Consider the following 22885-nt stretch of genomic DNA (forward strand, 5'->3'; position numbering starts at 1 on the left):
GGATGTGGAAAATTTTCCTGATTCTTGTGCGGAATTTTCTTACTCAACACGACGTGCTGGCACTCGTTATGATTCCGGTTTGCATCCGAATCACACGCTATTTCAGAAGACCACATGAAACTTAGGCGACTCGTCGACGACTTCAACGTTCAGGAACTCAACCAGCTTTCCGTTGGGAAGGTGGGGCATTTCGCAGCGTATGAGTTACAAAAAACTGGTTGGACCACCCTCGACGCGATCAGTCACTTTTCGCGAACTCTGAATATTCCTCGAGCCAATTTTTCGCACGCGGGATTGAAAGATCGCCACGCGGTAACCAGCCAACTGATCACGATTCGGAATGGTCCAAGACGCTCATGGGAAGAGGAGAAGCTCTCACTGATATACGTGGGCCAAGCTCAGCGTGAGACCAATTCCACCGACATTCTTGGGAACAAATTCCGGATCGTACTCCGCTCGCTCTATTCAGAAGAAGTTCAGATCGCGACGAACGCAATGCCGGAACTGCAACGCTGCGGGCTGCCGAATTATTTCGACGATCAGCGTTTTGGATCGTGGTACGCAGGTGAGGGGTTTGTCGGAGAAGCCTGGGTCCGGGAAAACTACGAGAAAGCTCTCTGGCTCGCTTTCGCCGAGCATCATCCCAATGATGATGCTGTGGAGCGAGGTCAAAAGAAGATCCTGCGCGAGAACTGGAAAGACTGGCTCACCTGTAAACAGCTTCTCGATCGATCGCATCGGCGCAGCGTGGTGACGTTTCTTTGTGATAAGCCCGAAGACTTTAAAGGTGCCTGGGGAATAGTGAATCCCGATCTTCGCGGGCTCTATCTCTCTGCATTGCAAAGCGATCTGTGGAATAAGATTACCAGCGACTTCATCGCGTCACACACCGAGGAATCGCAGTGTTTTCCGGTCCAGCTTCGGACTGGTGAAGTGAATTTTCCTCAGCGACTGACGGATAATCAGATCGAGCAATTCAGTGGAAAAGAACTCCCATTGCCATCGGGACGGATTAAAGAAGGTGAAGATCCGGAGCAGGAGTTTCTGGACAATGCACTTCAGAAGTACCAATGGTCTTTGCGGCAACTCAAAGTGAAGTTCCCACGGGACAAATTCTTCTCCAAAGCCCGACGTTCCATTTTGATCCCATTGAAGGATCTGCAGGGGACTTTTGGTGACGATGAACTCGATCAAGGACATTCAAAACTTGACCTGAGTTTTACGCTTCCCAAGGGTTCCTATGCCACGATGGTCGTGAAGCGATTGACTTTGGGACTGGATGATGAAATTGCAGCGTTGAACGAGTCGTCCCCTCAAATTGACTGATGCCGCTAGCAAACGGTCCTGCGTGTGAAGCTCACTTGCGAACGGGATAACACGACAAAGAAGGCGAGAACGCACCTCCTTCCGGGATCGCTGTCGTTCTCGCTGCGGAATCGGAGTGGACCAAGTTCAAGGGAAACGGCTGGGAATGTTTTGCAGCGATGCGATTATTTCCAGCCGTCCAGACCGTGGCCCCGATTTTCGAGCGGGAGCTGGATTCGTTGCCCATGGTGACGGTGAGACGCATAGATCGCATGGCTCATTTCCACGACGGAACGACCATCCTCGGCACTGCATAGGGGCTCTCTCTCTTGCTCGATGGCGCTGAGTAAATCTCTCGCTGCCAGCGTGTGAAGTGCAACCTGCTTGCCAACGTCGACGATCGGCTCGTTCACACCGATTCCAGCGCTGCTGATCGGAATCCAGGGACGCGGTTCAGCGGTCGGATGGAACGGGTTGCCAGGGATGAGGTGGGCGACTGGTTCAATATCGATTCGTAGGTCGATAATCCCTTTGTTGCCAATCAGTTGCAGTCCAAAGTTGGCTGCGGGATAGGTGACTCCCTTGATGGAATCAAAGTAGAACGGAAGACCGTTCTCCATGTCAAAGCGAGCGTGTAGGCGGTCTCCGGCGATGAGCCCGATTCCTTCATCTCCCTCGCGGAGATCGGTTGGCACCGCCAGTCGTACGCCCTGATACAGGTTGGCAGAGCAGGCAATTGGATTCCCTGCGAAATAACGAGCCAGGTCAAAAACATGGCTTCCAAGGACCCAAAGGTCGAGGCAGCCACCACGGTGGTCTTCTTTCCCACGCCCCCGCAGTTCGAGAAGGTCGCCGATTTCTCCTGATTTCAATGCTTTCAGCGCGACTTCGAGAGCAGGGTGGTAGTGGTTGCGGTGGGCGATCGCCAATCGGCACTTGTGGCGTTGGCAGGCACTCAGGATTTCGTCGGCCTCTGCAGGAGTGCGGCAAAACGGCTTCTCGCAGTAAATTCCTTTTGCGCCAGCGTTGATCGCAGCCATGATCATGTCGCGGTGTTCGGCAATAGCACGGGGAGCGACAACAACAATGTCCGGCTTCGTTTCCGCAAGCATTTTCCTGTAGTCAGCATAGGCTACTGCATGGGGGAGTTTAGACTGCTCTTTCTCTCGACCCGCATTGTTTGCGTCTGCGAACGCAATGACATTTGCTTGCGGTAGCTCGGACCACATCGTGTCGAGGCCGTGCCCGTAGTTTCCCTGTCCGGAGTGTCCGATTACCGCCACGTTCCACTTGGGCGGTGCAACTTGAGAATGCGCAGAAGCCAAAGAGGGGTTCAGGAGCGTCGTCACCGTTGCAAACCCAGCTGTTTGCAGGAAATTGCGACGCGGAAGTGTGAAATTCGTCGTTTTGATGCTCTGAGCCACTGAACGCACCTTTCATGTCGGGTGTACCCCCGAACCTGAGCCTCTCAAACGGGAAAATTCCTGAGAATGGGTCTCAATGCCGCTCAAAGTTGGCTGTTTTAAACGGCCCCTTCTACAATCTGATTTCACGAAATTTCCCCCACCTCTCTGCTAGGAGTCGATCCTACCAATGTTCTTCAAACTGAACAAACTCCATTTCAGCTTAGGTTTGATGGCTTCCCTTGCCGGAGCAACAATAGTCGCAGGAAATGCAATCGGCGCGGGGATTGAAGAAGCCTCGGAAGAAGTTCTTGTGCTCGGTACAGGAGATCTCCTGAGTGGAGTCCCTGGAGAAGGTGCACTGACAGTCGAGGAAATCAAAAAATGGCTCGCAATTCCAGGCAATCACGAGACTCTGAAATTCAAGCTCCCATTGGGATTAGCGGCTGGAGAATCGACCATTAAAGGGATTCAAGAGAATCCAATGACCCGGGCGAAAATCGAACTCGGTCGTCAGCTCTATTTTGATCCTCGTCTCTCTATCGACGGGACAGTCAGCTGTGCATCCTGCCACCATCCAGATAGCGGTTTTGCATTCAATACCCGCTTCGGTGTTGGGATCAACGGATTGGAAGGGGGACGAAATTCCCCTGTGAGTTTCAATCGTATTCTGTCTGACCTGCAGTTCTGGGATGGGCGTGCAGCAACTCTGGAAGAACAGGCGATCGGGCCCATTGCAAACCCGATTGAAATGGGAAACACCCATGATACGTGCATCGAGTCTCTGAAGAAGATCAAAGGGTATCAGCTTCAGTTTGATGCTGTGTTTGGTCAGAACTCTCTGAACATCGACAATGTCGGCAAGGCATTGGCAGCATTTGAACGCGCGATCGTGACCGGGCCATCGCCGTACGACTACCACGAAGAACTGCAGCGATTTGCTAAACTGGATCAAGCCGATCTGGAAGAATTACTGGAAGATGAAGAAATTGCGGCGACATACAGGGCTGCCGTGGACGCAGCGAAAGCCCATCCGCTGAGCGAAAGTGCTGCTCGCGGTTACAAGCTTTTCTTTAGCGAAAGAGCCAACTGTGCTGCATGTCACGTCGGAGCGAATCTTTCCGACGAGAAGTACCACAATCTGGGAATTGGAATCGACGCGGAAGAGCCAGATGTTGGGCGTTACGCAGTGACCAACAACGATGCCGATTGGGGAGCGTTCAAGACTCCAACCGTTCGTAACGTCGCCCAGACTGGTCCGTATATGCACGACGGCAGCCTGCAGACACTGCTGGAAGTGGTGGAGCACTACAATAAAGGGGGGACTCCGAACAAGAACCTCAGCGACAAGATTTTCCCGTTGAAGTTGACTGAGCAGGAAAAACTGGATCTCGTTGCTTTCATGGAAGCTTGCACCGGTCCATTCCCCGAAATTGAAGCGGCTCGACTGCCTGAATAGTTCTCGATTCAAAATTTGAAATTTTGAAGTAGAAGCGTCCCAGATACCACTTTCGACATGTCAAATTTGATTTGTCGGATGGTATTATTGGGACGCTTTCATTGAATTGACCGGCATTTGAGTTTTGTTCAGACAGGGAGGCCACATGGCTGGTACTCGTATGGTTGCTCGGCTCGTACTTTCCACTCTCGCGTTTTCTCTAATGGGGTACGGAATTGGTTCGGCTTCCGATAGCTGGCCTTCCTTCCGGGGAGAGAACCGTTCTGCCGTTTCCAATGACTCTGGACTTTTAGACAAGTGGCCAGAAAATGGTCCTCCGCTGCTTTGGAAAATGCAGGGTGCCGGCCGAGGTTATGCTGAACTGGCAATTGCAAACGGGCGGATCTACACGCTGGGTGATGCCCCGAGTGTTGCCGACGACAAAGATGAATACCTGATCTGTTTTGAGCAGGCGACCGGGAAGCCGCTCTGGCACACAAAGACTGGTGCTCCCTGGACTGAAGGGAAGCCCGATTGGCAGAGTTCCCGAGGAACCCCGACCGTCGCTGGGGATCAGGTCTTCGTTGTGACCCCCGGAGGCGAACTTGTCTGCTGCAATGCAGAAGATGGAACCGAGCAATGGCGTCGCAATTTGAAGAGCGACTTCAACGGCGTCAAAGCCGATAGCTGGGGATACAGCGAGTCGGTTCTCGTCGATGGAGATCGCGTGATCTGCACACCAGGCGGCGAGACAAATACCGTTGTTGCACTCAATAAACAGACTGGCGAAACAGTCTGGACCTGTGCACGCGAAGGTGATCGCGGTGCTGGACACGCATCGATTGTCCCATCTGAAATTGGCGGGACAAAAGTGTATGTGCAATCAACAGGAAGTGGGCCGATGGGGGTCCGCGCCGAAGACGGCAAACTGCTTTGGACCTACGAGGTAGAAAAAACTGTAGCAGTCATTCCAACACCAATTATTCGTGATGAGTTGGTATTTTTCGTCGCTGGCTACAAGCGAGGAGGGGCACTGCTCAAACAGGTTGCAGGGGAAGGGAATACCGTCTCAATCGAGGAGATTTACCCACTCAAGGTGAAACTGGCTAACAAGCATGGGGGAGTTGTCCTTTATGGTGATTACCTGTACGGCGATTCTGACGACGCGGGCATTCCATATTGTGCAGATCTAATGAGTGGTGAGGTGCTTTGGAGTCAGCGTGGATCGGGTCGCGGATCGACTTCTGTTGCAGCGGCCGATGGTCATCTCTATTTCCTGTTCTCCGACGGTAAAATCGCACTCGTTCCAGCGAATCCCGAGAAGTACGAAGAAGTCAGTTCGTTTCAGGTTCCGGAGAGTGGAGAGCGTCCTAGCTGGGCGCATCCTGTCATTGTCGATGGAAAGCTGTATTTGCGACAGCAAGACACAATTCTCTGCTACGATCTCCGCAGCGGGAATGACAGTCAGGTCCGACGCTAGCCTTCCTGTGAGTGGGCAGTCACTCGCTTAGCGCCGCTTGTGATTGTTTGCATCGAGCGATTCAGTTCTATCGGAGTGACCAATGAAGCGTTTTCTTGCTTATCTGATGATTTTCGCCCTGATACTCGCTCCGCATGTCATGGCCGGTGAATACAACGACGTCCTCTCGATTGGTGATCCGGCTCCCCAATGGAAAGACTTGCCGGGCGTCGATGGTATCGCACATTCCCTGAGCGATCTGGCCGAGAAAGATGTCGTCGTGGTGGTGTTCACGTGTGTCAGTTGTCCCACCGCCGCTGACTATGAAGTTCGAATTAATGAGCTTCACAAGAAGTATGCCACGGAGGGAAAAGTCGGAATCGTCGCCATCTGTGTGAACCGAGTGGCGGATGATAAGCTCCCAGCGCTGACGGCACGTGCCCAGGAAAAAGGGCTGGAATTTCCCTACCTGTATGATGAGTCGCAGAAAGTCGCTCGTGATTTTGGCGCGGTCTTCACCCCGGAGTTTTACGTTCTGAATCGCGAACGCAAGGTCGTCTACATGGGGGCGATGGACGATGCGACCGATGCGTCGAAAGTGACAAAGCACTTTGTCGACGCAGCGATTCAATCGGCGATTAACGGCACTGAATTGCAGGAGAAAGAAGTGATCGCACGAGGATGTCGCGTCCGGTATGTGAAAGAACGGCGACGCCCTGAATGATGTGATTTGTGCATCTGAATCGAAACCGCGTTGCGGGAATTTTTAAGCGGACTCAGCTATGCAGATGGCGGAATGTAGGGATCATCTGCTGGCCGGAATTCATTGACTCCTTGCGTGGTAACCCCCGGAGTTGTCCCCTGAGGTGATTCGATTGGTGGAAGAAAGTTGTCACCCGGATCACCTTGTTTCGGAATTGGTGTGGCAGGCGGGGTTTTGAGTGGCGCTGGAGTCAGGGGAGGAGGCGGTGCGTCCTTTTGAACCGGATACTCGTCAGCCGCCTGTTTGTGACTATGAAAATTCAGCTCATCCGGCGTCCGGAGGTAATGTGGAACCGGGTAGCTCAACGGAGCGGGCGTCGCTTCACGAATTGCGTGTGGAATGTAATTCTCACCAACAGTGTCGCAGTGAATACGTTTCGAGGCACAGCAGCAACCAGTGATGAGTACCGGTGCCGCCATGAGAAGAGCGAAGGAGATGGATTGTCTGAGCATGATGCTAATCTCAACCGATTCTTCAGCGTGTTTCGTCTGTAACGGTTTTTATGATCGGATGGGTCGTGATGCTGCCATCAGCTCAATGGGGGATCGTGTGCGCTGAATTTTAGGTGCAGTTACTACAATCGTTGAAACTATCCCATTCTTCCAAATTGATTCCCGTTTGCTTCCGCCAAGGGGTGCTTATGTTTTCCAATTTAAAGCGAAATGCGTCACTTCAGCTTTGGGCCAGCCTGATTTCGATCATGGGACTTCAGTTCGGACAGGGAGCAATTTTTGCCGATTGGCCTGAATTCCGAGGCCCATCAGGGCAGGGACATTCCGAGCAGGAAAATCTCCCACTCGCCTGGAGTGAATCTGAGAGCATTGGGTGGAAGCAGGAGATCCCGGGGATTTCCTGGGCATCCCCCGTCATCGCGCAAGGAAAGATTTTTCTTTCAACCGCGATCGACGTGACTCCTGAAGCATCTGACGAGAATGAGAATCCAGAGCAAACAATCAATCTGGGAGCGATCTGCCTAGATGAACAAACGGGTGAGAAGCTCTGGGTGATCACCTTGTTCACTCAGGTCGGTGAAGTCGAGTTCCATAAGAAGAACAGCCATGCGAGTCCGACTCCGATCATTGATGGCGATCAGATCTACTTTCACTACGGTCCTCACGGGACCGCTTGTGTGGATATCTCCGGGAACACTCTGTGGTCCCGCAAGTTGGAATATTCGCCCACACACGGGAATGGAGGCTCTCCAGCGTTGGTCGATGACTTGCTGGTTTTCTGCTGCGATGGTCACGATCTTCAGTATTCAATTGCACTCGATAAGAATACCGGCGACGTCAGGTGGAAAACGGATCGCTCTTTCCATGATGGACCGGGGTTTTCTTTTTCGACCCCATTGATTGTGGAGATCAACGGAACGATGCAAGCAATCTGTCCCGCAAGTGGTGCCGTCTACGGATATGAGGCAGCGACAGGGAAAGAGATCTGGCGATTCCAATATCCGGGCGGCTATTCCGTGATCCCCAGACCTGTCTATGGAAATGGACTTGTCTACATCTGCACCGGATACATGAAACCCACATTGCTGGCGATTGATCCAACAGGCACGGGAGACGTCACTGAAACGCACCTTCGCTGGAAGACGGAAAAGCAGGTTCCGCATTCCGCTTCGCTGTTGTTGATCGACGAAAATCTGTTCTTCGTCTCCGACAAGGGGATCGCTCGCTGCGTCGATGCCCTGACAGGCGAAACTCACTGGGAGGAACGCATCGGAGGGAATTTCTCCGCGTCCCCTTTGTATGCTGCGGGGCGGATCTACTTTCAAAACGAAGAAGGGCTAGGAACGGTGATCGCTGCATCCACGACATTTGAGGTGCTCGCCAAAAATCGCATTACGGAGGAGGAGCGGACCTTTGCCAGCTACGCTGTTAATCAGGACTCGCTCTTCATTCGAAGTGAGCGCCATCTGTTCAAGATCGACTGAATTCTGTCGGTCTGATCGAAGATGAAACGTCGAATTCGAAATTAACTCGCCGACTCTTCTGGAGTCGGCGTTTCTCTTGGAATCAACTATGTCTGTCGTCTTAAAACCGGTCAGTGAAGAGGCGCGAATTGCATTTGCCAAGGACCAGTGGTCGTTCCCAGAGGGGGTAACCTTTCTGAATCATGGTTCATTCGGACCGACCCCCCGCGCCGTGCGGGAATCTCGCGAAGGCTGGTTACGGGAGCACGCAGCGAACCCGATGGATTTCTTTGTTCGTCGCGTGGCAGGCCTCATGGAAGAAGCATTGCACGAAGTTGCCAGATTGGTGAAATGCCATCCTGAGAATTTGATCTTTGTCCAGAATGCGACATCAGGCATGAATATCGTCGCGGAGAATACGCCGCTCAGTTCCGGTGACGAAGTTCTTCTGAGTGATCACGAATACGGGGCAGTCGTTCGGATCTGGGGGCAGGCCTGTCAGAAGGTGGGAGCGAAAACAGTGTTGGCCCGCCTCCCGGACCCGCTCGATTCAGAAGACGAGGTCATCGAAGCGATTTTCGCGAAGGCGACACCTCGAACGAAAATGCTCGTGGTGAGCCATGTCACCTCGGCGACCGCAGTCATCATGCCCGTCAAACGGATCTGCGAGCGGGCCAGGGAACTGGGGATTCCAGTCTGCATCGACGGCCCGCATGCGCTCGCGCAGATTGAAATCGACATCAATTCAATTCCATGCGACTTCTACGCGGTCAGTTGCCATAAATGGTTGTGTGCTCCGTATGGAACAGGCTTTCTTTACGTGAAATCACGACACAAACAGGGGTTAAAGCCAAACTTGATTAGCTGGGGAAAAAGTCTCGGCGGAAGACCAGCTTCATGGCGAGATGAATTTCATTGGCCGGGAACCTTTGATCCGACGGGATTTCTCGCGATTCCAGTTGCGATTCAGTGGTTGCGTGATTATGGAATCGCCGAGTTTCGTCGTTACTACACTGAGCTAACGTCTTATGCCAAGTCCCAATTGTTGCAGATTGACGGTGCTCGACTGTTGACGACGGACGCTGTCGATTGGAATGGCAGCATGGTGACTGTTCGTCTTCCGGTTCCAGATACGGGAGAACGTCCCAGCGACTCGCAGCCACTTCAGGTGTGGCTATGGGAGAAGAAGAAAATCGAAATTCCCGTGGTCCGCTGGCGGGATTTCGTCCATACCCGAGTCTCAAGCCACCTCTATAATGACCGGTCTCAGATCGATTATCTTGTCGCGTCGATTCGTGAGTTTTTGGAGACTGAAACCCGGCCGAATTGAGCGGCGTTGAGGAATTCGGGGGTGACTGGAAAGTCTGGTGGCGGGATATTTTCCTATTTCTGCTCAAATTTCCATTTTACTTGTAAAAGTCGTCAACTGCAGGGAAATCTTCTCTGCAGCGGAACCGTAAACCGATATGATGATTCCCGGATTCGCTGACGATTCCAGTGCCACTCTCCTTGCGCTGAAGGATCTTAGGGCGAATCGATTCCTACGCAAAAGTGATTTTTGAATACAATGCCGCTGCACCAGTTCCGTTGGATCCATTTCTGGATGTTGCAGTTCTGAGTTTCCGATGCCAATCAAAAGCAATCAGCTCAAAGACCCTGAATTAAATCTCGTCCCGATGGTGGACGTTCTCATGGTATTGATGATTTTCTTTATGGTGGGGACGCAGTTTATCCGCCGGGAAAGTCAGTATGAGATCAAGCTGCCAACCGTGACAGAAGCGATGCCCTTGACCGACTTGCCGGATGAGCTGGTGGTCAATGTTCAGGAAGACGGGACGTTCTTTCTGGGAGCAGCACAAAAGACGACGGATGAGCTTCTGACGGATTTGATCGCTGCCCAAAAACGTTATCCCGAACAGGTCGTTGTGATACGTGGTGACGAAAGTGGGCGCTACCAGCATGTGATGACAGTGTTGAATCTGTGTAAACGTGCGAGCATTACGAACATTCAGTTGGCGAATCGGATTTCCACCGATGGAGGCTCGTGATGTTCGCAGCCGTGAATCTGAATGCAGAATACTGGCATCTCGTACGCCTCATCATTGCGCTGCTTCAGCCTGTGTTGGTACTGGCATTCATCGCAGGCCTTGTGGTGGCGACCGCGCATCTGCTTTCCATGATTGGAACACGCTGGGGGGATCGACGAACCTCTTCCAAAGCGATGTTCTTCTCGGTGGTGATTCACCTGTTGCTTGTGGTGGGATTGATCACTCTGATCCCGGAGTATCGCACCAAATTTGTTTCACAACTCTCCGAGTTTGACTCCCGACCGATCCGGATCACACAAAATCAAACAGACTCCGGTTCGGAAAGTCTGTCGGAAAAACGCCTTCTTGCTGAGAGTTTGCAGCGTTTTCATGTGAATTCTCTTGCGCCGCTCAATGAATGGGAGCGTTCTGAAACGCCGAGAGAGAAGGCTGCGTCAAATGGAGAGCTGACACGTCCTTTCGACGCCACCGTTCCGCAGACTCCTGATGTGCCTGATCGCGACTGGAAGGCTGAGATTCCTCAACCGGAAGCGCCTCCGAACATTCCTCAGGTGAACACTCAGTTATCGCAGGCTCAAGATGTACTGAGCCCGGAATCGTTGACCCGTGAAACTCAGACAGCGCCGGAAACGCCCGCTGCCTCGATGGAGCGGATAAATCTCACTACATCCCAACCGCAGCCCAATGCTGACCTCGCCCGACCTGAATCACCAGTCGCGATGCCGGAAAATCAGGAACTGATTTCGAACAGGGTGCCTCCGATGGTGAAGGAACCCGCTTCAGAGCCGTTACCCAATCGCACGGACCTCGATGTTTCGCCAACATTGGATGGAGAGATGCCAGCTGCTTCCAATCCTGTTGCGGTCTCTGTTGTCAGGGAATCTCCGGCTGCGAGCCAGGATCAAGCGTTTCCGACGATGACTCGTACTGAGACGAGAACCAGCGTGCCTTCCGCCATGTCTCCGGTGATTGACCGAACTGCGCCACGCCCCCAAGAATTGCCAGCTGACTCAGCGATGGAAGGTTTCGACAGTCGGCTTTCCAGCCTGACTCCAGGATTGAATGGGGCTCAGGAATTGCCGCCGCTCAACACATCGAACGATCCGTTTTTGCAGCGAAGCAATTCCGATCGCGTTCCAATGGCGTACAAGTTACGCACTGAAGACGGTCGGCAAAAAGCTCTCGAAATGTTTGGGGGATCGAAGGAATCTGAGGAAGCAGTCGACCGCAGTCTGAGATGGATGGCGTCTGTTCAGAATCCTGCAGGCTACTGGTCTGCGTCGGAAGAGATTGGTGCAAGTGGGGCTGGGGTTCCGGATGTTGGGGTCACGTCGCTGGCAATCCTGGCGTTCCTCGGCAAATTGAACACGGTGGATCAAGGGCCGTATTCCCCGCAGGTTACCAAAGCGTTGAGATGGCTGGTACAGCAACAAACCGCCAAGCATTGGGGAGAAGGCTGGGGGAGCACTGACGGGTATCTCGGGGGGAATGCAACCGATTTTGAATCGATGTATTGTCACGCGATGGCGACATTTGCGCTGGGAGAAGCCTTCGCAATGTCGCGCGAAAATCCGGAAGCCCAGTGGTTACGAAAGCCTTTGGAAAAAGCGGTCGCATTCATCATCGACGTGCAGAACGTCGACGGAGGGTGGAGGTACGTCAAAGGCCAACGCGAAGGGGATATGAGCATTTTCGGTTGGCAGTTGATGGCTCTGAAAAGTGCCGAAGCAGCAGGCATTTTCATCGATCCGGTCCGTAAAAGTCGGATGCAGAAGTTCTTGACCGAACGTCAACTTGGCAATGCAGGGGGACTCGCAGGGTACCGTGCTCGAGAGGCTGCCAATGCCGCTCAGACAGCGGAAGCTCTTTACTGCCGCCAGATCCTGGGGCTTGGAAAGAACTCCAAAGCCAATCAGGAAGCATTGAATTTGATGCTGGAAAATTTGCCGCAGGAGACGACCCTGAACTTTTACTATTGGTACTACGGCACACTGGCCATGCATCATGAGGGAGGTGAAGCGTGGGAACGTTGGAATGCAGCGTTACGCGATTTGCTGGTCTCTGAACAACGAGTTGATGGCTCGTTCGCAGGGAGCTGGGACCCTAGGGAAGTTTGGGGGAGCTATGGGGGGAGAATGTACTCAACCGCCATCGCGACCCTGAGTCTGGAGGTCTACTATCGTTACCTGCCACATTACAGGTCGTACGATCAATTGTCCGAGGAAACTCGCTAGCCTCTGTCTCAGGTGTGTGTGGCGGCGAAAGCCAGCAATCCGTGCAGACACCCAGTTTTTCAGTCAAACCGTGTGCTTCCAGGTTTACCAATCAGAGATAGCAAATTTCGTCTGATTGAGTGTTTATTTAATGAATGACTAGGAGTTTTTCCTAAGTTGAAATAGGTGTTTTTCTTGTTGATGTGTGGGTTGCAATGGCAGTAGTTTTGGCATCACGACGCTCGATGTTCTGGTCTGCCAATTGATTGCAACAACGTCTCGGCAACGTGGTATCGGCTTTTGTGATGCTGCTGACGGATTCGCCGGAATCACCTGGAAATTAGGGATTCTGGAGGGCTGATTGTCCCCTCTTTCTTTTTTATTTGACTGTTGCGATCAGCAGAAGCGTTATTTTCGATAAGTCGGGGAATATCCCAGCTAAAGTACAAACTTGCCCTTATAAGAAATCCCACTCTACTAGGTTTCGGACGTAGGTTCATGGTGGTGTTGTCTATTGTAGGCACGATATGCCGTTGAGTATTCGACGATGGTGGCAGGATCAGAGATGACCGGTGCGGGCGCGATTCCTGTTGGCAAATCACGTGATGAGTGGGTGCTTGTGGGGTGTCTCCCTCAATCCAACTCGCTCAGCGAAATTCGGATCGATTCACCTTCCTTCGTCATTGGTCGGCGTGCAGAGTCGAATCTGATCATCTCGTCTTCTCGCATCTCTGGACGCCATGCTGAATTACTGAAGATCGGGAAGAACCTCTTTCTGCGAGATCTCGGAAGTACGAATGGAACGTACCTGAACCGCAGAATCGTCAAGCAGCCGACACTCATCTCAGAAGGAGATCACATCGAGCTTGCGGATGTCGAGTTCCGGGTAGAGCTTCGTACCATTCAATCTGAAGAAGAGAACGCTCAGTACGAGATCCTGAAAAAAACAACTCAGGCGTTCGATGTTCTCGAGTCCACATGGGTCATGAGCCAGTTGGATTTATTGTTGTCCGACCGGATGATTCTCGCTGCCTATCAGCCAATCGTTCGACTGGAAGATCGAGAAATTCAAGGATTCGAATCGCTTGCTCGAACGACATTGGCGGGGCTTGAAAACCCGGCCGAGATGTTCCGAACTGCGGAACTGGTCAGAAAGGAAGTGGAACTCAGTCAGTTGTGTCGTGAGTCAGCGGTTGCAGATTCCGGATTTATTCCTCCTGGAATGAATCTCTACATCAATATTCATCCCCATGAACACCTCCTTCAAGATGTGCTTCCTTCGTTAGTCAAAATTCGCCAGAGCTATCCGACGCTCCCGCTGGTGACTGAGATTCATGAAGGAGCGATCTGCGATCTTCAGCTGACGATGGAGTTCTGTCGAGAAGCAAGAAATCTGGGGTGCCAAGTTGCTTACGATGATTTCGGAGCAGGGCAGTCGAGACTTCTCGAACTGATGAAGGCTCCCCCTGATTTTCTGAAGATCGATTCGAGCCTGATTCGTGATATCCATCGTGTTGACCCCTACCAGCGGCGGATGTTGAGAATGCTCGTTAAACTGTGCCGCGATGTTTCGATCACGACAATCGCGGAAGGGGTCGAAAAGGAAGAAGAATTCGTCGTCTGTCGCGAACTGGGATTTGAACTTGCCCAAGGCTTCTATAGTGGGCGCCCCAGATTTGCCTCCAGCTATCTGAATCTCGAATCGATCAAGAAGCAGGGTGCGTCTTCAACTTGAAGATTTGAAATTGATTGCTGAGCGGTTCGGGGTGAAGAGTTCCCTGTTCATCTTCGATCTCGACTGAGAATCCCAGTTTCTTTGCCGCTTTGTAGAAATAGGGGGCCTGAAATCTTCCCGGATCTCCCAGCCAGCACTCGCCTCCCTGTGTCAAGATCGATTGAATGAGGAGCAGGAGAGGTTCGTGTAAGGTTGCATCGTAGGTCACCTCGCATCCAACGAGGACCGGGAACTTGATTTCGGGGATCTCTCGCCAATCGAGTTGCATCACTTCCGGGTCTGACAATCCGTTGAGAACCGCGTTGAAGCGACAGATGTGCAGAGCAGTCTGGTCGTAATCGCTGTAGGTGACTGAATCACCCCGTAGCTGTGCCGCCAGCCCGACTAGTCCTATTCCGGCTCCTAGTTCCAGAACTTTGGTGCCGACCGGCCACGGTGCGGTGAACATTCTGGCTGCCATTTTAATGGAACTGGGCCAAAGAAATGCCCAGTACGGCATGTAATCGTTCTTCGCGTTTTCCGCATGAACCTGCTCATCGTCCAGAAAGAGATCGGGATCTCCGGGACGATACATGCGAATCGTTTGATCGGCGATCCGAATCTCCTGTGGGGTCCAGCCACCGGGGATTTCAGGCAGAACGTCCGCGGTTCCTGGAATCGTAGGAAACGCTGATGGTGCTGGATTTGGAGAATCGGAGTCGAGTGGAGATTGGTTCATGATGCCCGTTTTAAGAACCGCGGCGACTGGAGTCCAGTTCGAGATCCCCGGCAGAGTTTACGCCAACGTCACGATTCCGAAATTCCGCTTGGCATCGCTTCGCATTCCCTGTCAGGGCGGGGATTGCTTAGAGACAATTCCTCGAGAGCCACGATAATTTTCTGAAGAGTTCACAAACACTTCGGAATCCACAAATGCCTCCACGTCGACGCCCCCCAGTCAGCGGACAAGCTGTTACGACGCGTCACTTGCATCCGGAGCAATACCTGCAGCCATTTCTGAGGTATCTGGAGGCTGAATGTGGGATGTCATCCAATACGGTTCAGGCCTACCGGAACGATTTAAGCCAGTTCATCAGCTGGTTCGATGAAAAGCACATCCAGTCGGTGTTGGAAGTCAATTTGCAAGTTCTGGCGGGGTTCGTCGAAGCTCTGCACGAACGGAATTTGAAGCCGACAACGATCTCTCGCCGGCTGGTCGGTCTGAAGATGTTTTTCCGCTTTCTTGTTTTGGAAGGGGTCGTCGTCGAGAGCACGGTCGAACTGCTTTCTTCCCCCAAATTGTGGCAGTATCTCCCGACGGTATTGAGTCCTGAAAAGGTAAATGAACTACTGAACGCCCCGAATTGGGAAGATCAGTTTCCATTACGTGACAGGGCTGTGCTGACTGTCCTGTACGCAACTGGATGTCGAGCTTCTGAAGTGACAGGCCTGCGTCTCACCGACGTCAAACTCGATCAGAATTTCTGTCGATGTTTGGGGAAGGGAAACAAAGAACGCATCGTCTCGCTCAATCCGATCGCAGTGAAGGCGATTCAAGACTACCTGACACGAGAGCGACCGACTCAGACACGGCTGAGGGATTCAGAGTTCATGTTTCTGACGCGAACTGGCCGACCACTGACACGAGTGAATGTCTGGCAGTTAGTGAAGAAGTACTCGCTTCGCGCTGGATGCGGCAATCGTGTGAGCCCGCATACCCTTCGTCACAGCTTTGCGACACACATGCTGGCGGGTGGGGCCGAGATTCGTGCACTTCAAGAGTTACTCGGCCATGCCAGCATCCGTACCACGCAGATCTACACTCAGGTTGAGCATAGTCGACTGAAGTCAATTCATGCCAAATGCCATCCACGAGGGTAGACTCCGCCTGCTGAGGTGCGTTGTGGCGAAACGAGGCAGACTCAACTGAGTGTCGTGTCGACTCCCGATGACATCACACGTCGCTCGGCGTGAGAGTCAGTCATCTCCACGGCCAAGGTACGACCTGTCGATTCCCAGGAGAACCTGCAAACTTGTCGAGACGGTTCCCAGTGCGACACCGATCATGATCGCGCGATTCCCCGCGGTATTGAAGATCGACATGATGTAGACGGTCATCTGATCCAGTCGAAACGCCGAGAACTGATCTGGAATCCAGCTTGTGAGTGCCGGTCCGGCCGATGTTCTTCCCAGTAGAATGATGAACGCCGTCCCGAGAAGCAGGATCGCTTCAAGGTTCTTGGCACGAAATGCCCGGAACGCTGCTGAGGCAACATAGAACGCGAGCACTGCAAACGTTGTCGTCAACAGCGGTTGATAGATGTATTCGTAGAGCCACCAGAATGGGCTTCCCTGACCGGTGTAGTCGCCTGACCATCGATACTTGATCTGGTGAGCGTTGATGAACAATTCACCAACGCGTTGACGCCACGCAAACTGCTCTCTTGTTTCGCTCAACAGATAGTCGCGTTGTTCTGGAGCGAGATGCCCAACTTCCAGCAGTCGGAAGCAGAGAGCCTTCATTTGGTCGGCCTGATTCGGTAGCTGCGAGAAGAAAGAAGCGAGTGCATCCTGCTGTGCGGGCGTAAATTCACCCTGTGCCGCGAGCCCTTCAGCCAGTGCGGACTGTGACATGTCGCCACTCAGAGTGAATTCTTGTATCAGATTGATCTGAGCGTCATTGAGCTGAATTGGAGGGGGGGCTGGAGTGCTGAGATCTGGGTCAGTTGCTCCGCTGCGAATTTCAGTCAGGAGCTCGCAACTCGTTTTTGGAGTCGGTTCTGGAGCCCCGGCGGTATTCAACACTTGAACCAGTAACCCAGGTTTCCAATCGGCGGCAAAGAAGAGCGAGAACGCCTCCGATTGAGCTTCAGTTAACGGCTTTCCACGTTGTTCGATTTCAGCGAGGAGTGCGGCGCGCTGAGCTTCTGTGGATGGGCGTGTTTTCGGAGGATTCGTCCAGACGTTCGCGAGGTTCTCTCTCAGTCCGACCGAAATAGGACCTTTCACCCGGAGAATTCCCTCGTCAAGTTGAACAAGTTCACGTTGCCCCTCCGGGATTGAGAAGTTCTCAGGAACGTGAGCAACTTCGATTGCAGTTTCCCGACGAGTGATGTCGTAGAGATAGTCCGCCGTCTTTTTGGCGATTTCGGAATGATCGAACAGGGCAAGAAACGCCTCCTTGTCTGCGTCGCTCATCGACCCTTTGAATGCGAGCTTGGAGTGGTCAGCGTCGTATCGCAATTTCCCCTTGAGTGCCGCAGGAGGAACCGCCAGTTGAGAGAGATGTTCGATCTCGCATTTCCATTCCAGCTGATCACGATGGCTGATCAAGTCGTCGTGCTGTTGCTGACTCATCCATCCCCGGAAGCGGAGGAGATTTCCATCCTTCGTCTTTTCGAACTGGATTTGCTGGCGCGCCGATTTCGGGATCAGCTTTCCATCACCTCGCACCGGAATCTCTGCGATGGGGGATTCAAACAGAGGAAGCTGATCGAGAGGAAAATCAACGAAAGTTTCTCCGTATGCTTCCGAACTGGCTTCGGGGATCGTTCCAATTTTTCCCAAGCCGAGTAGGAGAGTCCCTACAAAGAAGATCAAGGTGATCGCAGCATAACCCCAGCCAGATTGACGATCGCTAATCTTCTGGAGTTGCAGTCGAAAGAGGTTGGCACCACCCAGCACAAAAGCGATGGCAGCCAGAATGTCGAACCAGATTGCAGCTTCTTCGCCTGGATGCTGTAACGCAGGTACGAAGTAAGAGACAATTAAAATAAACCCGGCAATTGCCGTAATCAGCAGTGGAATCGTCCGTTTCATGGATGCGGAGCCGATCTTTATCTCGTGCTGAAAACGCTCCTGAACATGGATGAGCCGGATTCAGGAGCGTGAGTTCAAATACTGCGACGACGTTCATTCCAAGAGTGAATCATCGATCGGCCTTTCAACTGCGGACGATCGATGTGCACTGTTCATTAACGAACGGGAGTGATCTTCCCGCTGCGAATACTTTCTGCTTCTGCGTAGCAAATCTTCAATGCTTCACAGGCAAGTTCACCTGAGAGGACATGGGCAGGTTCTCCTGCTTTGATTGCGTCGACAGCGGTCTGAATTTCTCCGATAAAGGCCCCGCACCATTCAGTGCTTCCGCCTGGATTAGGAGTTTCAACTGGTCCCTCATTTGGAATGAGGGTCAGTGGTCGGTTGACGACCCATTCTTCGCCGTATGTGCCGACGTCAAGCTGAATCGTGGCCTTCTCTAGCAGCAATTCGAAGCTCTGAGCGAACTTCAGTTGCCCTGCAGCGATTCCACCGCTGATGCAGCTGACGGCAAGGTCGGCGTCATCGTAGATGTACTGAGTGGAGACGTGATTGACGAAGCCTTCCTTGAGGAGACCGCGAGAGAAGACACTCTTCGGAATCCCGCACAGAAGGCCGATATAGTGATTGTCGTGGATGTGCAAATCGATCCCCCATCCGCCCAGCTTGCGGAAGTCGCTGATGTCCGACGACCATGCTGGTGGCGCGATGACTCGGCGGAATGAGGCTCCAAGGAGCTTTCCGTATCGTCCGCTGGTAACCGCTTCGCGTGCCCAGTTGAACTCTGGGAAGAAGGGGAGAACGTGGCCGACAAGGAGCATCTTGCCCGCTTTCTTGGCGGCAGCAAGCATCCGTTCGGCTGCTTCAAGTTCAATTGCAATCGGCTTTTCAACCAGAACATGCTTGCCAGCTTCGAGAGCTTCGATGGTGATGCTCTCGTGCTGATCGGTCGGCAGGCACAAGTGGACCAAGTCAATGTCTGGATCGTTGAGAAGATCTTGATGATCTTCGTAGGTCTTCACACCGGTCAGGTCTGTCTGGGCACTTCCTCGAGGGCCGAAATTCCCTTGAATGTCAGACCAGTCACCAGCGAGCTTTTTCTTGCTCCGAGTGGCAATCGCTGCGACGTGAGCCCCGTTGACATGTTTAATCGCCTCGAAATGGGTCATCCCCATAAATCCGAGCCCAATAATCCCGATTCTTAAACTCATCCACGTATCCTCTATAGTGAAACCGACAACAGCAAATTACCAGAGCTGGGCGCTCGTGCCAACTTGCGGGCGCTTGCATTCAGCGAGATTCGAATGTCCAATCGGAAACTTCCCACCTCTCTTCCATCCTAGTTGGGTCTCGAGATGTTTTGTCCCTGTCCAATCGCTTTCGTTTTGCACCGGAATTTTGCACTTCTCTGCGCGTTTCTGCTGTTGTGTTGCGAGAATCGTGATTGTTTGGCTCAGGCTGAAATATCAGGGCAATCTGCGGAGTCAAAGCAAGCGCTCGACAATAAAGATGCCCACAACTGGCCCGGTCTGCTCGGTCCATATGGAACCGGGCATTCTGATGAGACTGGTTTGCTTGATGAGTGGCCCAAAGAAGGGCCACCGGTAGTCTGGAAGAAGGAAATCGGAACCGGCTACAGCGCTCCAAGTGTGACTAACGGGCGACTGGTGTTTCATCATCGCATCGGAGGCAACGAGATTGTTGAGTGCGTTGAGGCTGCGACAGGCGAACCGATTTGGAGTCAGCAAACACGCAGTCGCTTTCAAGACCCGTATGGTTACAACAACGGACCTCGATGCAGCCCTGTGCTGACTCCAACGCGATGTTTCACGCTGGGAGCGGAAGGGAAGCTGCTCTGTCTCAATCTGGAAGATGGAGCGATCATCTGGGAGCGCAATCTCAGAGATGACTTCACGATTCCAGAAGGCTTCTTCGGAATCGGAGCGACACCCGTTCTGGAAAAAGACAAGTTGATTGTCGCAGTTGGTGGGCAACCGAACTCAGGGATCGTCGCATTTGCGGCGGAGACCGGAGAGATTCTCTGGGAGAGTGTTGGGGAGAACACCTGGGACGGCGCTGAGACCGGGTGGCCCAGCCCCAAGACATACACTTGGGAAGGGGATGAGATGGTTGTCAGCTACTCGTCACCGATGGCTGTCACCATTCATGGGCGGCGACATCTGTTGTGCTTCATGCGGCAAGGTCTGGTTTCAGTCGATCCGGAAACAGGCGAAGAGCTCTTTCATTTCTGGTTCCGTGCGAGGGTTCACGAGTCAGTCAACGCAGCTCAACCGGTCGTCGTCGAAGACACCATTCTGTTAGGGGCGGCATATCGCGCGGGTTCAGTTCTGCTTGGGGTAAATCCCGATGGGACATCGGTGAAAACAATCTGGCGAGAGCCGCAGATACTGTCGACTCACTGGTCCACGACACTCTTTGCAAAGGGGTGTTATTTCGGCTTCAGCGGGCGTCATGAGAATGAAGGAGTGCTGCAGTGTGTTGATGCAGCGACAGGGAAGGTCAAGTGGCAATCAACGGGTTGGGAGCGAGTTGAAGATCTTCAACAAGATGGTGTAGGTCGGGTTGTTGATGGCAAGACTGGAGGCGTGATTCCATGGCCATTCTATGGTCGAGGGTCCGCAATCATCGCAGAGGACAAGCTGATTGTGCTCGGTGAACGCGGGACACTCGCGCTGTTGAAAGTCGATACAGATCGCTGGGTCGAAGTTTCACGGTTCGCTGCGCCGGAGATGAAGTATCCAAGCTGGACAGCCCCTGTTTTATCAGGTGGAAGGCTCTTTTTGCGTTGCGAAGATGCTTTGGTTTGTCTTGATATTGCGGCAAAAAAATGAGGTCGCTCTTGAGGTTGGTGTTGCCGTATTTTGAGACAGTCATGTCGCACGATAGACAACGTTGTGCTGTCGTATTTTTGTGGTCAACATTTCACTCGCTCAATTGATTGAAGAGATTGCTTGGTACAGTGAATAGGCGTTTCAACAATTCTGAATGACTCTGCAAAAAATCACGTAGTGTTAAAAATTTCAGTTGTCGCAATCGCGGAACCGTTGCTATAGTTTCGGTTCAAACCAGTCTGGGGATTCAAAACTCATCCAGAATCCCAATCGTCCGTTCTTCCAATTTGGAGAGTCTTGGTGCAAGAGCATCTGATCGAAATCTGTGTTGGTGAGACCATCATGGTTGGCCAATGTCGAATCACGGTGCTGAAGACTCAAGGAGACGAACTGTTCTTCGAAATTGATGGTGATGGGGAAGGGGATTCTTCATGGGGATCCCTTCTTGATTATCAGCCGGAAGAGGTCGCTTAGTCCGACCTTTTGCAATATCGAATTTCCGACTCCTGTGTTGGGGGATCTGATTGCAAGCTGATTCCGGACGTGATTGAGTAAACTGCTCGTAGGCTCAATGTCCATGAACTCAAGGCTGAATCTCGGTGATCGATCGCTGGAAGTTGGTGGTCTTTTAAGCGGTGATTCGACTCGCAGGACGCGAGTTTTCTCTTAGCGACTCAATGCTTGGTCGTGTTGCGTAGTCGGGCTGTCTGGCGACTATTTTCGAGGCGACCGTGAGCGGCCAGTCTTCTGTCTCTGCTGCCCGCGTAAAACCAGCTTCGTCTTTAGCCTGGCTCTGTGTCACCACACGATGCTGACCAAGTCGGGGTCTGTGCAGACTGTTGGTCTGGCATGAGAGCGAGTTCATCACTGGCAACTCGGGCAATTGCAGAGTGCTGGGGGATTTCTCCCTACTTCAGTTTGTTGAGGAGTAGGGGAGAGTGAAAACGAAATCAGATTGGCTCCCGTTGTACAGAGGCCAATCTGGTTGATTTCAGTGAACTGGTTTCGCTGTTCGATTAAGCGACTTCGAAGATGGCTTCCACTTCCACAGTTGCGTTGAGCGGAAGGGCGTTGACCCCAACAGCAGCGCGAGCATGGCGACCTGCTTCCCCGAAGAGTTTCACCATGAGTTCGCTCGCGCCGTTGGCGACGAGCGGCTGATCGGAAAATCCATCGACAGATTGGACGAAGACGCCCAGTCGGACCACTCGTTTCACCTGGGAGAGATCTCCCCCAAGTTCCTGTTTCAAAATCGCCAGTGCATTCAGGACGCATTGGGAGGCAGCAGCCTGCGCCTGATCAATCTGGACTGAAGATGGAACCGGTCCTGTTGCCAGCAGTGCTTTTCCCGCGAATGGAAGTTGCCCGCTGATAAACACGAGGTTGCCGGTGCGGACACATGGGACATAAGCCGCGACGGGCTTTGGAGCCTCAGGCAGGGAGAGTCCCATCGATTCCAGGATTGTTTCAACAGACATTGCAGGGACTCCCAGTCAAGTTGAGGTTCGTTCGTCAGTAGGCAGGGCAAGCGGAAGGTGCTCGTGCCATAAACAAGTGCAGAGCGCTACAGGGACTGCAGCACTCTGTCTGTTGTTCCGTCCTAAAACCCAGACCGTTCAAAAGCCGGCAGGATTCTGATGAGCTCTACTTGCCTTGTGGGCGCTGGAGCTGTTCAGCTTGTCGGCGGTACTTCAACGCCTGATAAGCGAATGTTGACTGCTTTGGGCGGCTTCCTGCAGTCTTCGAGAGACGCTCGTACTTCGCAGACAGAGCCAACTTAACATCAACCAGAGTTTTTGTGCGGTCCATTATTTTCGCCTCTTCCGCAACTGAGTTTCTGTAATCAGAAACATCTATGCCGCAGTGTTCCAAACCGAATAGTGAGTTTTTTCAAATCCCATTTCGGGACCGGAAAAAGAATCGGGAATTCTAAAGAACTTTCGTCACAAATTCCAG

The 22885-nt window shown here is 52.6% G+C and carries 19 protein-coding genes; 12 read left to right on the forward strand and 7 right to left on the reverse strand.

Annotated elements, in window-relative coordinates; translation table 11 throughout:
* Positions 1-114: 114 nt before the first annotated feature.
* Entirely contained in the window at positions 115-1326 is a 1212-nt protein-coding gene (gene truD, locus SH668x_RS09120) for a tRNA pseudouridine(13) synthase TruD (RefSeq protein WP_437188379.1), read from the forward strand.
* 164 nt (positions 1327-1490) lie between these two features.
* Here the strand turns inward: truD and SH668x_RS09125 are convergent, their stop codons facing one another.
* A complete protein-coding gene (locus SH668x_RS09125; RefSeq protein ID WP_437188380.1) occupies positions 1491-2729 on the reverse strand; it encodes a Gfo/Idh/MocA family protein in 1239 nt (412 codons plus the stop codon).
* 169 nt (positions 2730-2898) lie between these two features.
* On the opposite strand from SH668x_RS09125, the gene SH668x_RS09130 reads away from it, so the two are divergent.
* The 3 genes from SH668x_RS09130 (at position 2899) to SH668x_RS09140 (ending at position 6329) form a co-directional block, all read left to right on the forward strand.
* The gene (locus SH668x_RS09130) at positions 2899-4167 is read left to right on the forward strand and encodes a cytochrome-c peroxidase (protein WP_437188381.1); all 1269 of its coding nucleotides are present in this window, start codon (positions 2899-2901) and stop codon (positions 4165-4167) included.
* Positions 4168-4312: 145 nt separating this feature from the next.
* The gene (locus SH668x_RS09135; RefSeq protein ID WP_437188382.1) at positions 4313-5626 is read left to right on the forward strand and encodes an outer membrane protein assembly factor BamB family protein; all 1314 of its coding nucleotides are present in this window, start codon (positions 4313-4315) and stop codon (positions 5624-5626) included.
* A gap of 82 nt (positions 5627-5708) precedes the next feature.
* Entirely contained in the window at positions 5709-6329 is a 621-nt protein-coding gene (locus SH668x_RS09140; protein WP_437188383.1) for a redoxin family protein, read from the forward strand.
* A 56-nt stretch (positions 6330-6385) separates the two neighbouring features.
* Here the strand turns inward: SH668x_RS09140 and SH668x_RS09145 are convergent, their stop codons facing one another.
* The gene (locus SH668x_RS09145; protein WP_437188384.1) at positions 6386-6820 is read right to left on the reverse strand and encodes a hypothetical protein; all 435 of its coding nucleotides are present in this window, start codon (positions 6818-6820) and stop codon (positions 6386-6388) included.
* Positions 6821-7008: 188 nt separating this feature from the next.
* On the opposite strand from SH668x_RS09145, the gene SH668x_RS09150 reads away from it, so the two are divergent.
* The 5 genes from SH668x_RS09150 (at position 7009) to SH668x_RS09170 (ending at position 14279) form a co-directional block, all read left to right on the forward strand.
* Positions 7009-8304 (forward strand): outer membrane protein assembly factor BamB family protein, encoded by a 1296-nt coding sequence (locus SH668x_RS09150; protein ID WP_437188385.1) that lies wholly within the window; start codon positions 7009-7011, stop codon positions 8302-8304.
* An 88-nt stretch (positions 8305-8392) separates the two neighbouring features.
* Positions 8393-9613 carry an aminotransferase class V-fold PLP-dependent enzyme gene (locus SH668x_RS09155; RefSeq protein ID WP_437188386.1) on the forward strand — a complete coding sequence of 407 codons (1221 nt, stop codon included), beginning with the start codon at positions 8393-8395 and terminating at the stop codon, positions 9611-9613.
* Between the two features lie 295 nt (positions 9614-9908).
* On the forward strand, positions 9909-10331 hold the full coding sequence (locus tag SH668x_RS09160; RefSeq protein WP_437188387.1) for an ExbD/TolR family protein: 423 nt from the start codon (positions 9909-9911) through the stop codon (positions 10329-10331).
* Complete coding sequence (locus tag SH668x_RS09165) at positions 10331-12565, forward strand: prenyltransferase/squalene oxidase repeat-containing protein (RefSeq protein WP_437188388.1); 2235 nt, start codon at positions 10331-10333, stop codon at positions 12563-12565. Before SH668x_RS09160 ends, SH668x_RS09165 begins: the two co-directional genes overlap by 1 nt.
* Before the next feature lie 526 nt (positions 12566-13091).
* Positions 13092-14279, forward strand: coding sequence for an EAL domain-containing protein (locus SH668x_RS09170; RefSeq protein WP_437188389.1), 1188 nt, complete (start codon positions 13092-13094; stop codon positions 14277-14279).
* Here the strand turns inward: SH668x_RS09170 and SH668x_RS09175 are convergent.
* Entirely contained in the window at positions 14251-14997 is a 747-nt protein-coding gene (locus SH668x_RS09175; RefSeq protein WP_437188390.1) for a class I SAM-dependent methyltransferase, read from the reverse strand. The genes SH668x_RS09170 and SH668x_RS09175 overlap by 29 nt on opposite strands.
* Before the next feature lie 194 nt (positions 14998-15191).
* Between SH668x_RS09175 and xerD the strand changes: the two genes are divergently transcribed.
* The gene (xerD, locus tag SH668x_RS09180; RefSeq protein ID WP_437188391.1) at positions 15192-16139 is read left to right on the forward strand and encodes a site-specific tyrosine recombinase XerD; all 948 of its coding nucleotides are present in this window, start codon (positions 15192-15194) and stop codon (positions 16137-16139) included.
* 96 nt (positions 16140-16235) lie between these two features.
* On the opposite strand, the gene SH668x_RS09185 is transcribed toward xerD, so the two are convergent.
* Together SH668x_RS09185 and SH668x_RS09190 are read right to left on the reverse strand one after the other, a co-directional pair.
* Entirely contained in the window at positions 16236-18077 is a 1842-nt protein-coding gene (locus tag SH668x_RS09185) for a hypothetical protein (RefSeq protein WP_437188392.1), read from the reverse strand.
* Between the two features lie 155 nt (positions 18078-18232).
* Positions 18233-19288 (reverse strand): Gfo/Idh/MocA family protein, encoded by a 1056-nt coding sequence (locus tag SH668x_RS09190; protein WP_437188393.1) that lies wholly within the window; start codon positions 19286-19288, stop codon positions 18233-18235.
* Between the two features lie 237 nt (positions 19289-19525).
* Here SH668x_RS09190 and SH668x_RS09195 point away from each other — a divergent pair, with 237 nt between their 5' ends.
* Together SH668x_RS09195 and SH668x_RS09200 are read left to right on the forward strand one after the other, a co-directional pair.
* Positions 19526-20929, forward strand: coding sequence for an outer membrane protein assembly factor BamB family protein (locus SH668x_RS09195; protein WP_437188394.1), 1404 nt, complete (start codon positions 19526-19528; stop codon positions 20927-20929).
* Positions 20930-21229: 300 nt separating this feature from the next.
* Positions 21230-21403, forward strand: a complete 174-nt coding sequence (locus SH668x_RS09200; RefSeq protein WP_437188395.1) for a hypothetical protein — start codon at positions 21230-21232, stop codon at positions 21401-21403.
* A 542-nt stretch (positions 21404-21945) separates the two neighbouring features.
* On the opposite strand, the gene SH668x_RS09205 is transcribed toward SH668x_RS09200, so the two are convergent.
* A complete protein-coding gene (locus SH668x_RS09205) occupies positions 21946-22407 on the reverse strand; it encodes a RidA family protein (protein ID WP_437188396.1) in 462 nt (153 codons plus the stop codon).
* A 166-nt stretch (positions 22408-22573) separates the two neighbouring features.
* Complete coding sequence (locus tag SH668x_RS09210) at positions 22574-22738, reverse strand: hypothetical protein (protein ID WP_437188397.1); 165 nt, start codon at positions 22736-22738, stop codon at positions 22574-22576.
* Positions 22739-22885 lie beyond the last annotated feature (147 nt).

This window comes from Planctomicrobium mucosum, from assembly GCF_051466335.1.
GTDB lineage: Bacteria > Planctomycetota > Planctomycetia > Planctomycetales > Planctomycetaceae > Planctomicrobium.

Excerpts from the sequence above, each read along its gene's own strand:
- SH668x_RS09135 (WP_437188382.1), top strand. The coding sequence starts at position 4,313 with ATGGCTGGTACTCGTATGGTTGCTCGGCTCGTACTTTCCACTCTCGCG.
- SH668x_RS09165 (WP_437188388.1), top strand. The coding sequence starts at position 10,331 with ATGTTCGCAGCCGTGAATCTGAATGCAGAATACTGGCATCTCGTACGC.
- SH668x_RS09190 (WP_437188393.1), bottom strand. The coding sequence starts at position 19,288 with ATGAGTTTAAGAATCGGGATTATTGGGCTCGGATTTATGGGGATGACC.
- SH668x_RS09150 (WP_437188385.1), top strand. The coding sequence starts at position 7,009 with ATGTTTTCCAATTTAAAGCGAAATGCGTCACTTCAGCTTTGGGCCAGC.
- SH668x_RS09185 (WP_437188392.1), bottom strand. The coding sequence starts at position 18,077 with ATGAAACGGACGATTCCACTGCTGATTACGGCAATTGCCGGGTTTATT.
- truD (WP_437188379.1), top strand. The coding sequence starts at position 115 with ATGAAACTTAGGCGACTCGTCGACGACTTCAACGTTCAGGAACTCAAC.
- SH668x_RS09145 (WP_437188384.1), bottom strand. The coding sequence starts at position 6,820 with ATGCTCAGACAATCCATCTCCTTCGCTCTTCTCATGGCGGCACCGGTA.
- SH668x_RS09175 (WP_437188390.1), bottom strand. The coding sequence starts at position 14,997 with ATGAACCAATCTCCACTCGACTCCGATTCTCCAAATCCAGCACCATCA.
- xerD (WP_437188391.1), top strand. The coding sequence starts at position 15,192 with ATGCCTCCACGTCGACGCCCCCCAGTCAGCGGACAAGCTGTTACGACG.
- SH668x_RS09160 (WP_437188387.1), top strand. The coding sequence starts at position 9,909 with ATGCCAATCAAAAGCAATCAGCTCAAAGACCCTGAATTAAATCTCGTC.
- SH668x_RS09155 (WP_437188386.1), top strand. The coding sequence starts at position 8,393 with ATGTCTGTCGTCTTAAAACCGGTCAGTGAAGAGGCGCGAATTGCATTT.
- SH668x_RS09140 (WP_437188383.1), top strand. The coding sequence starts at position 5,709 with ATGAAGCGTTTTCTTGCTTATCTGATGATTTTCGCCCTGATACTCGCT.
- SH668x_RS09170 (WP_437188389.1), top strand. The coding sequence starts at position 13,092 with ATGGTGGCAGGATCAGAGATGACCGGTGCGGGCGCGATTCCTGTTGGC.
- SH668x_RS09130 (WP_437188381.1), top strand. The coding sequence starts at position 2,899 with ATGTTCTTCAAACTGAACAAACTCCATTTCAGCTTAGGTTTGATGGCT.
- SH668x_RS09210 (WP_437188397.1), bottom strand. The coding sequence starts at position 22,738 with ATGGACCGCACAAAAACTCTGGTTGATGTTAAGTTGGCTCTGTCTGCG.
- SH668x_RS09205 (WP_437188396.1), bottom strand. The coding sequence starts at position 22,407 with ATGTCTGTTGAAACAATCCTGGAATCGATGGGACTCTCCCTGCCTGAG.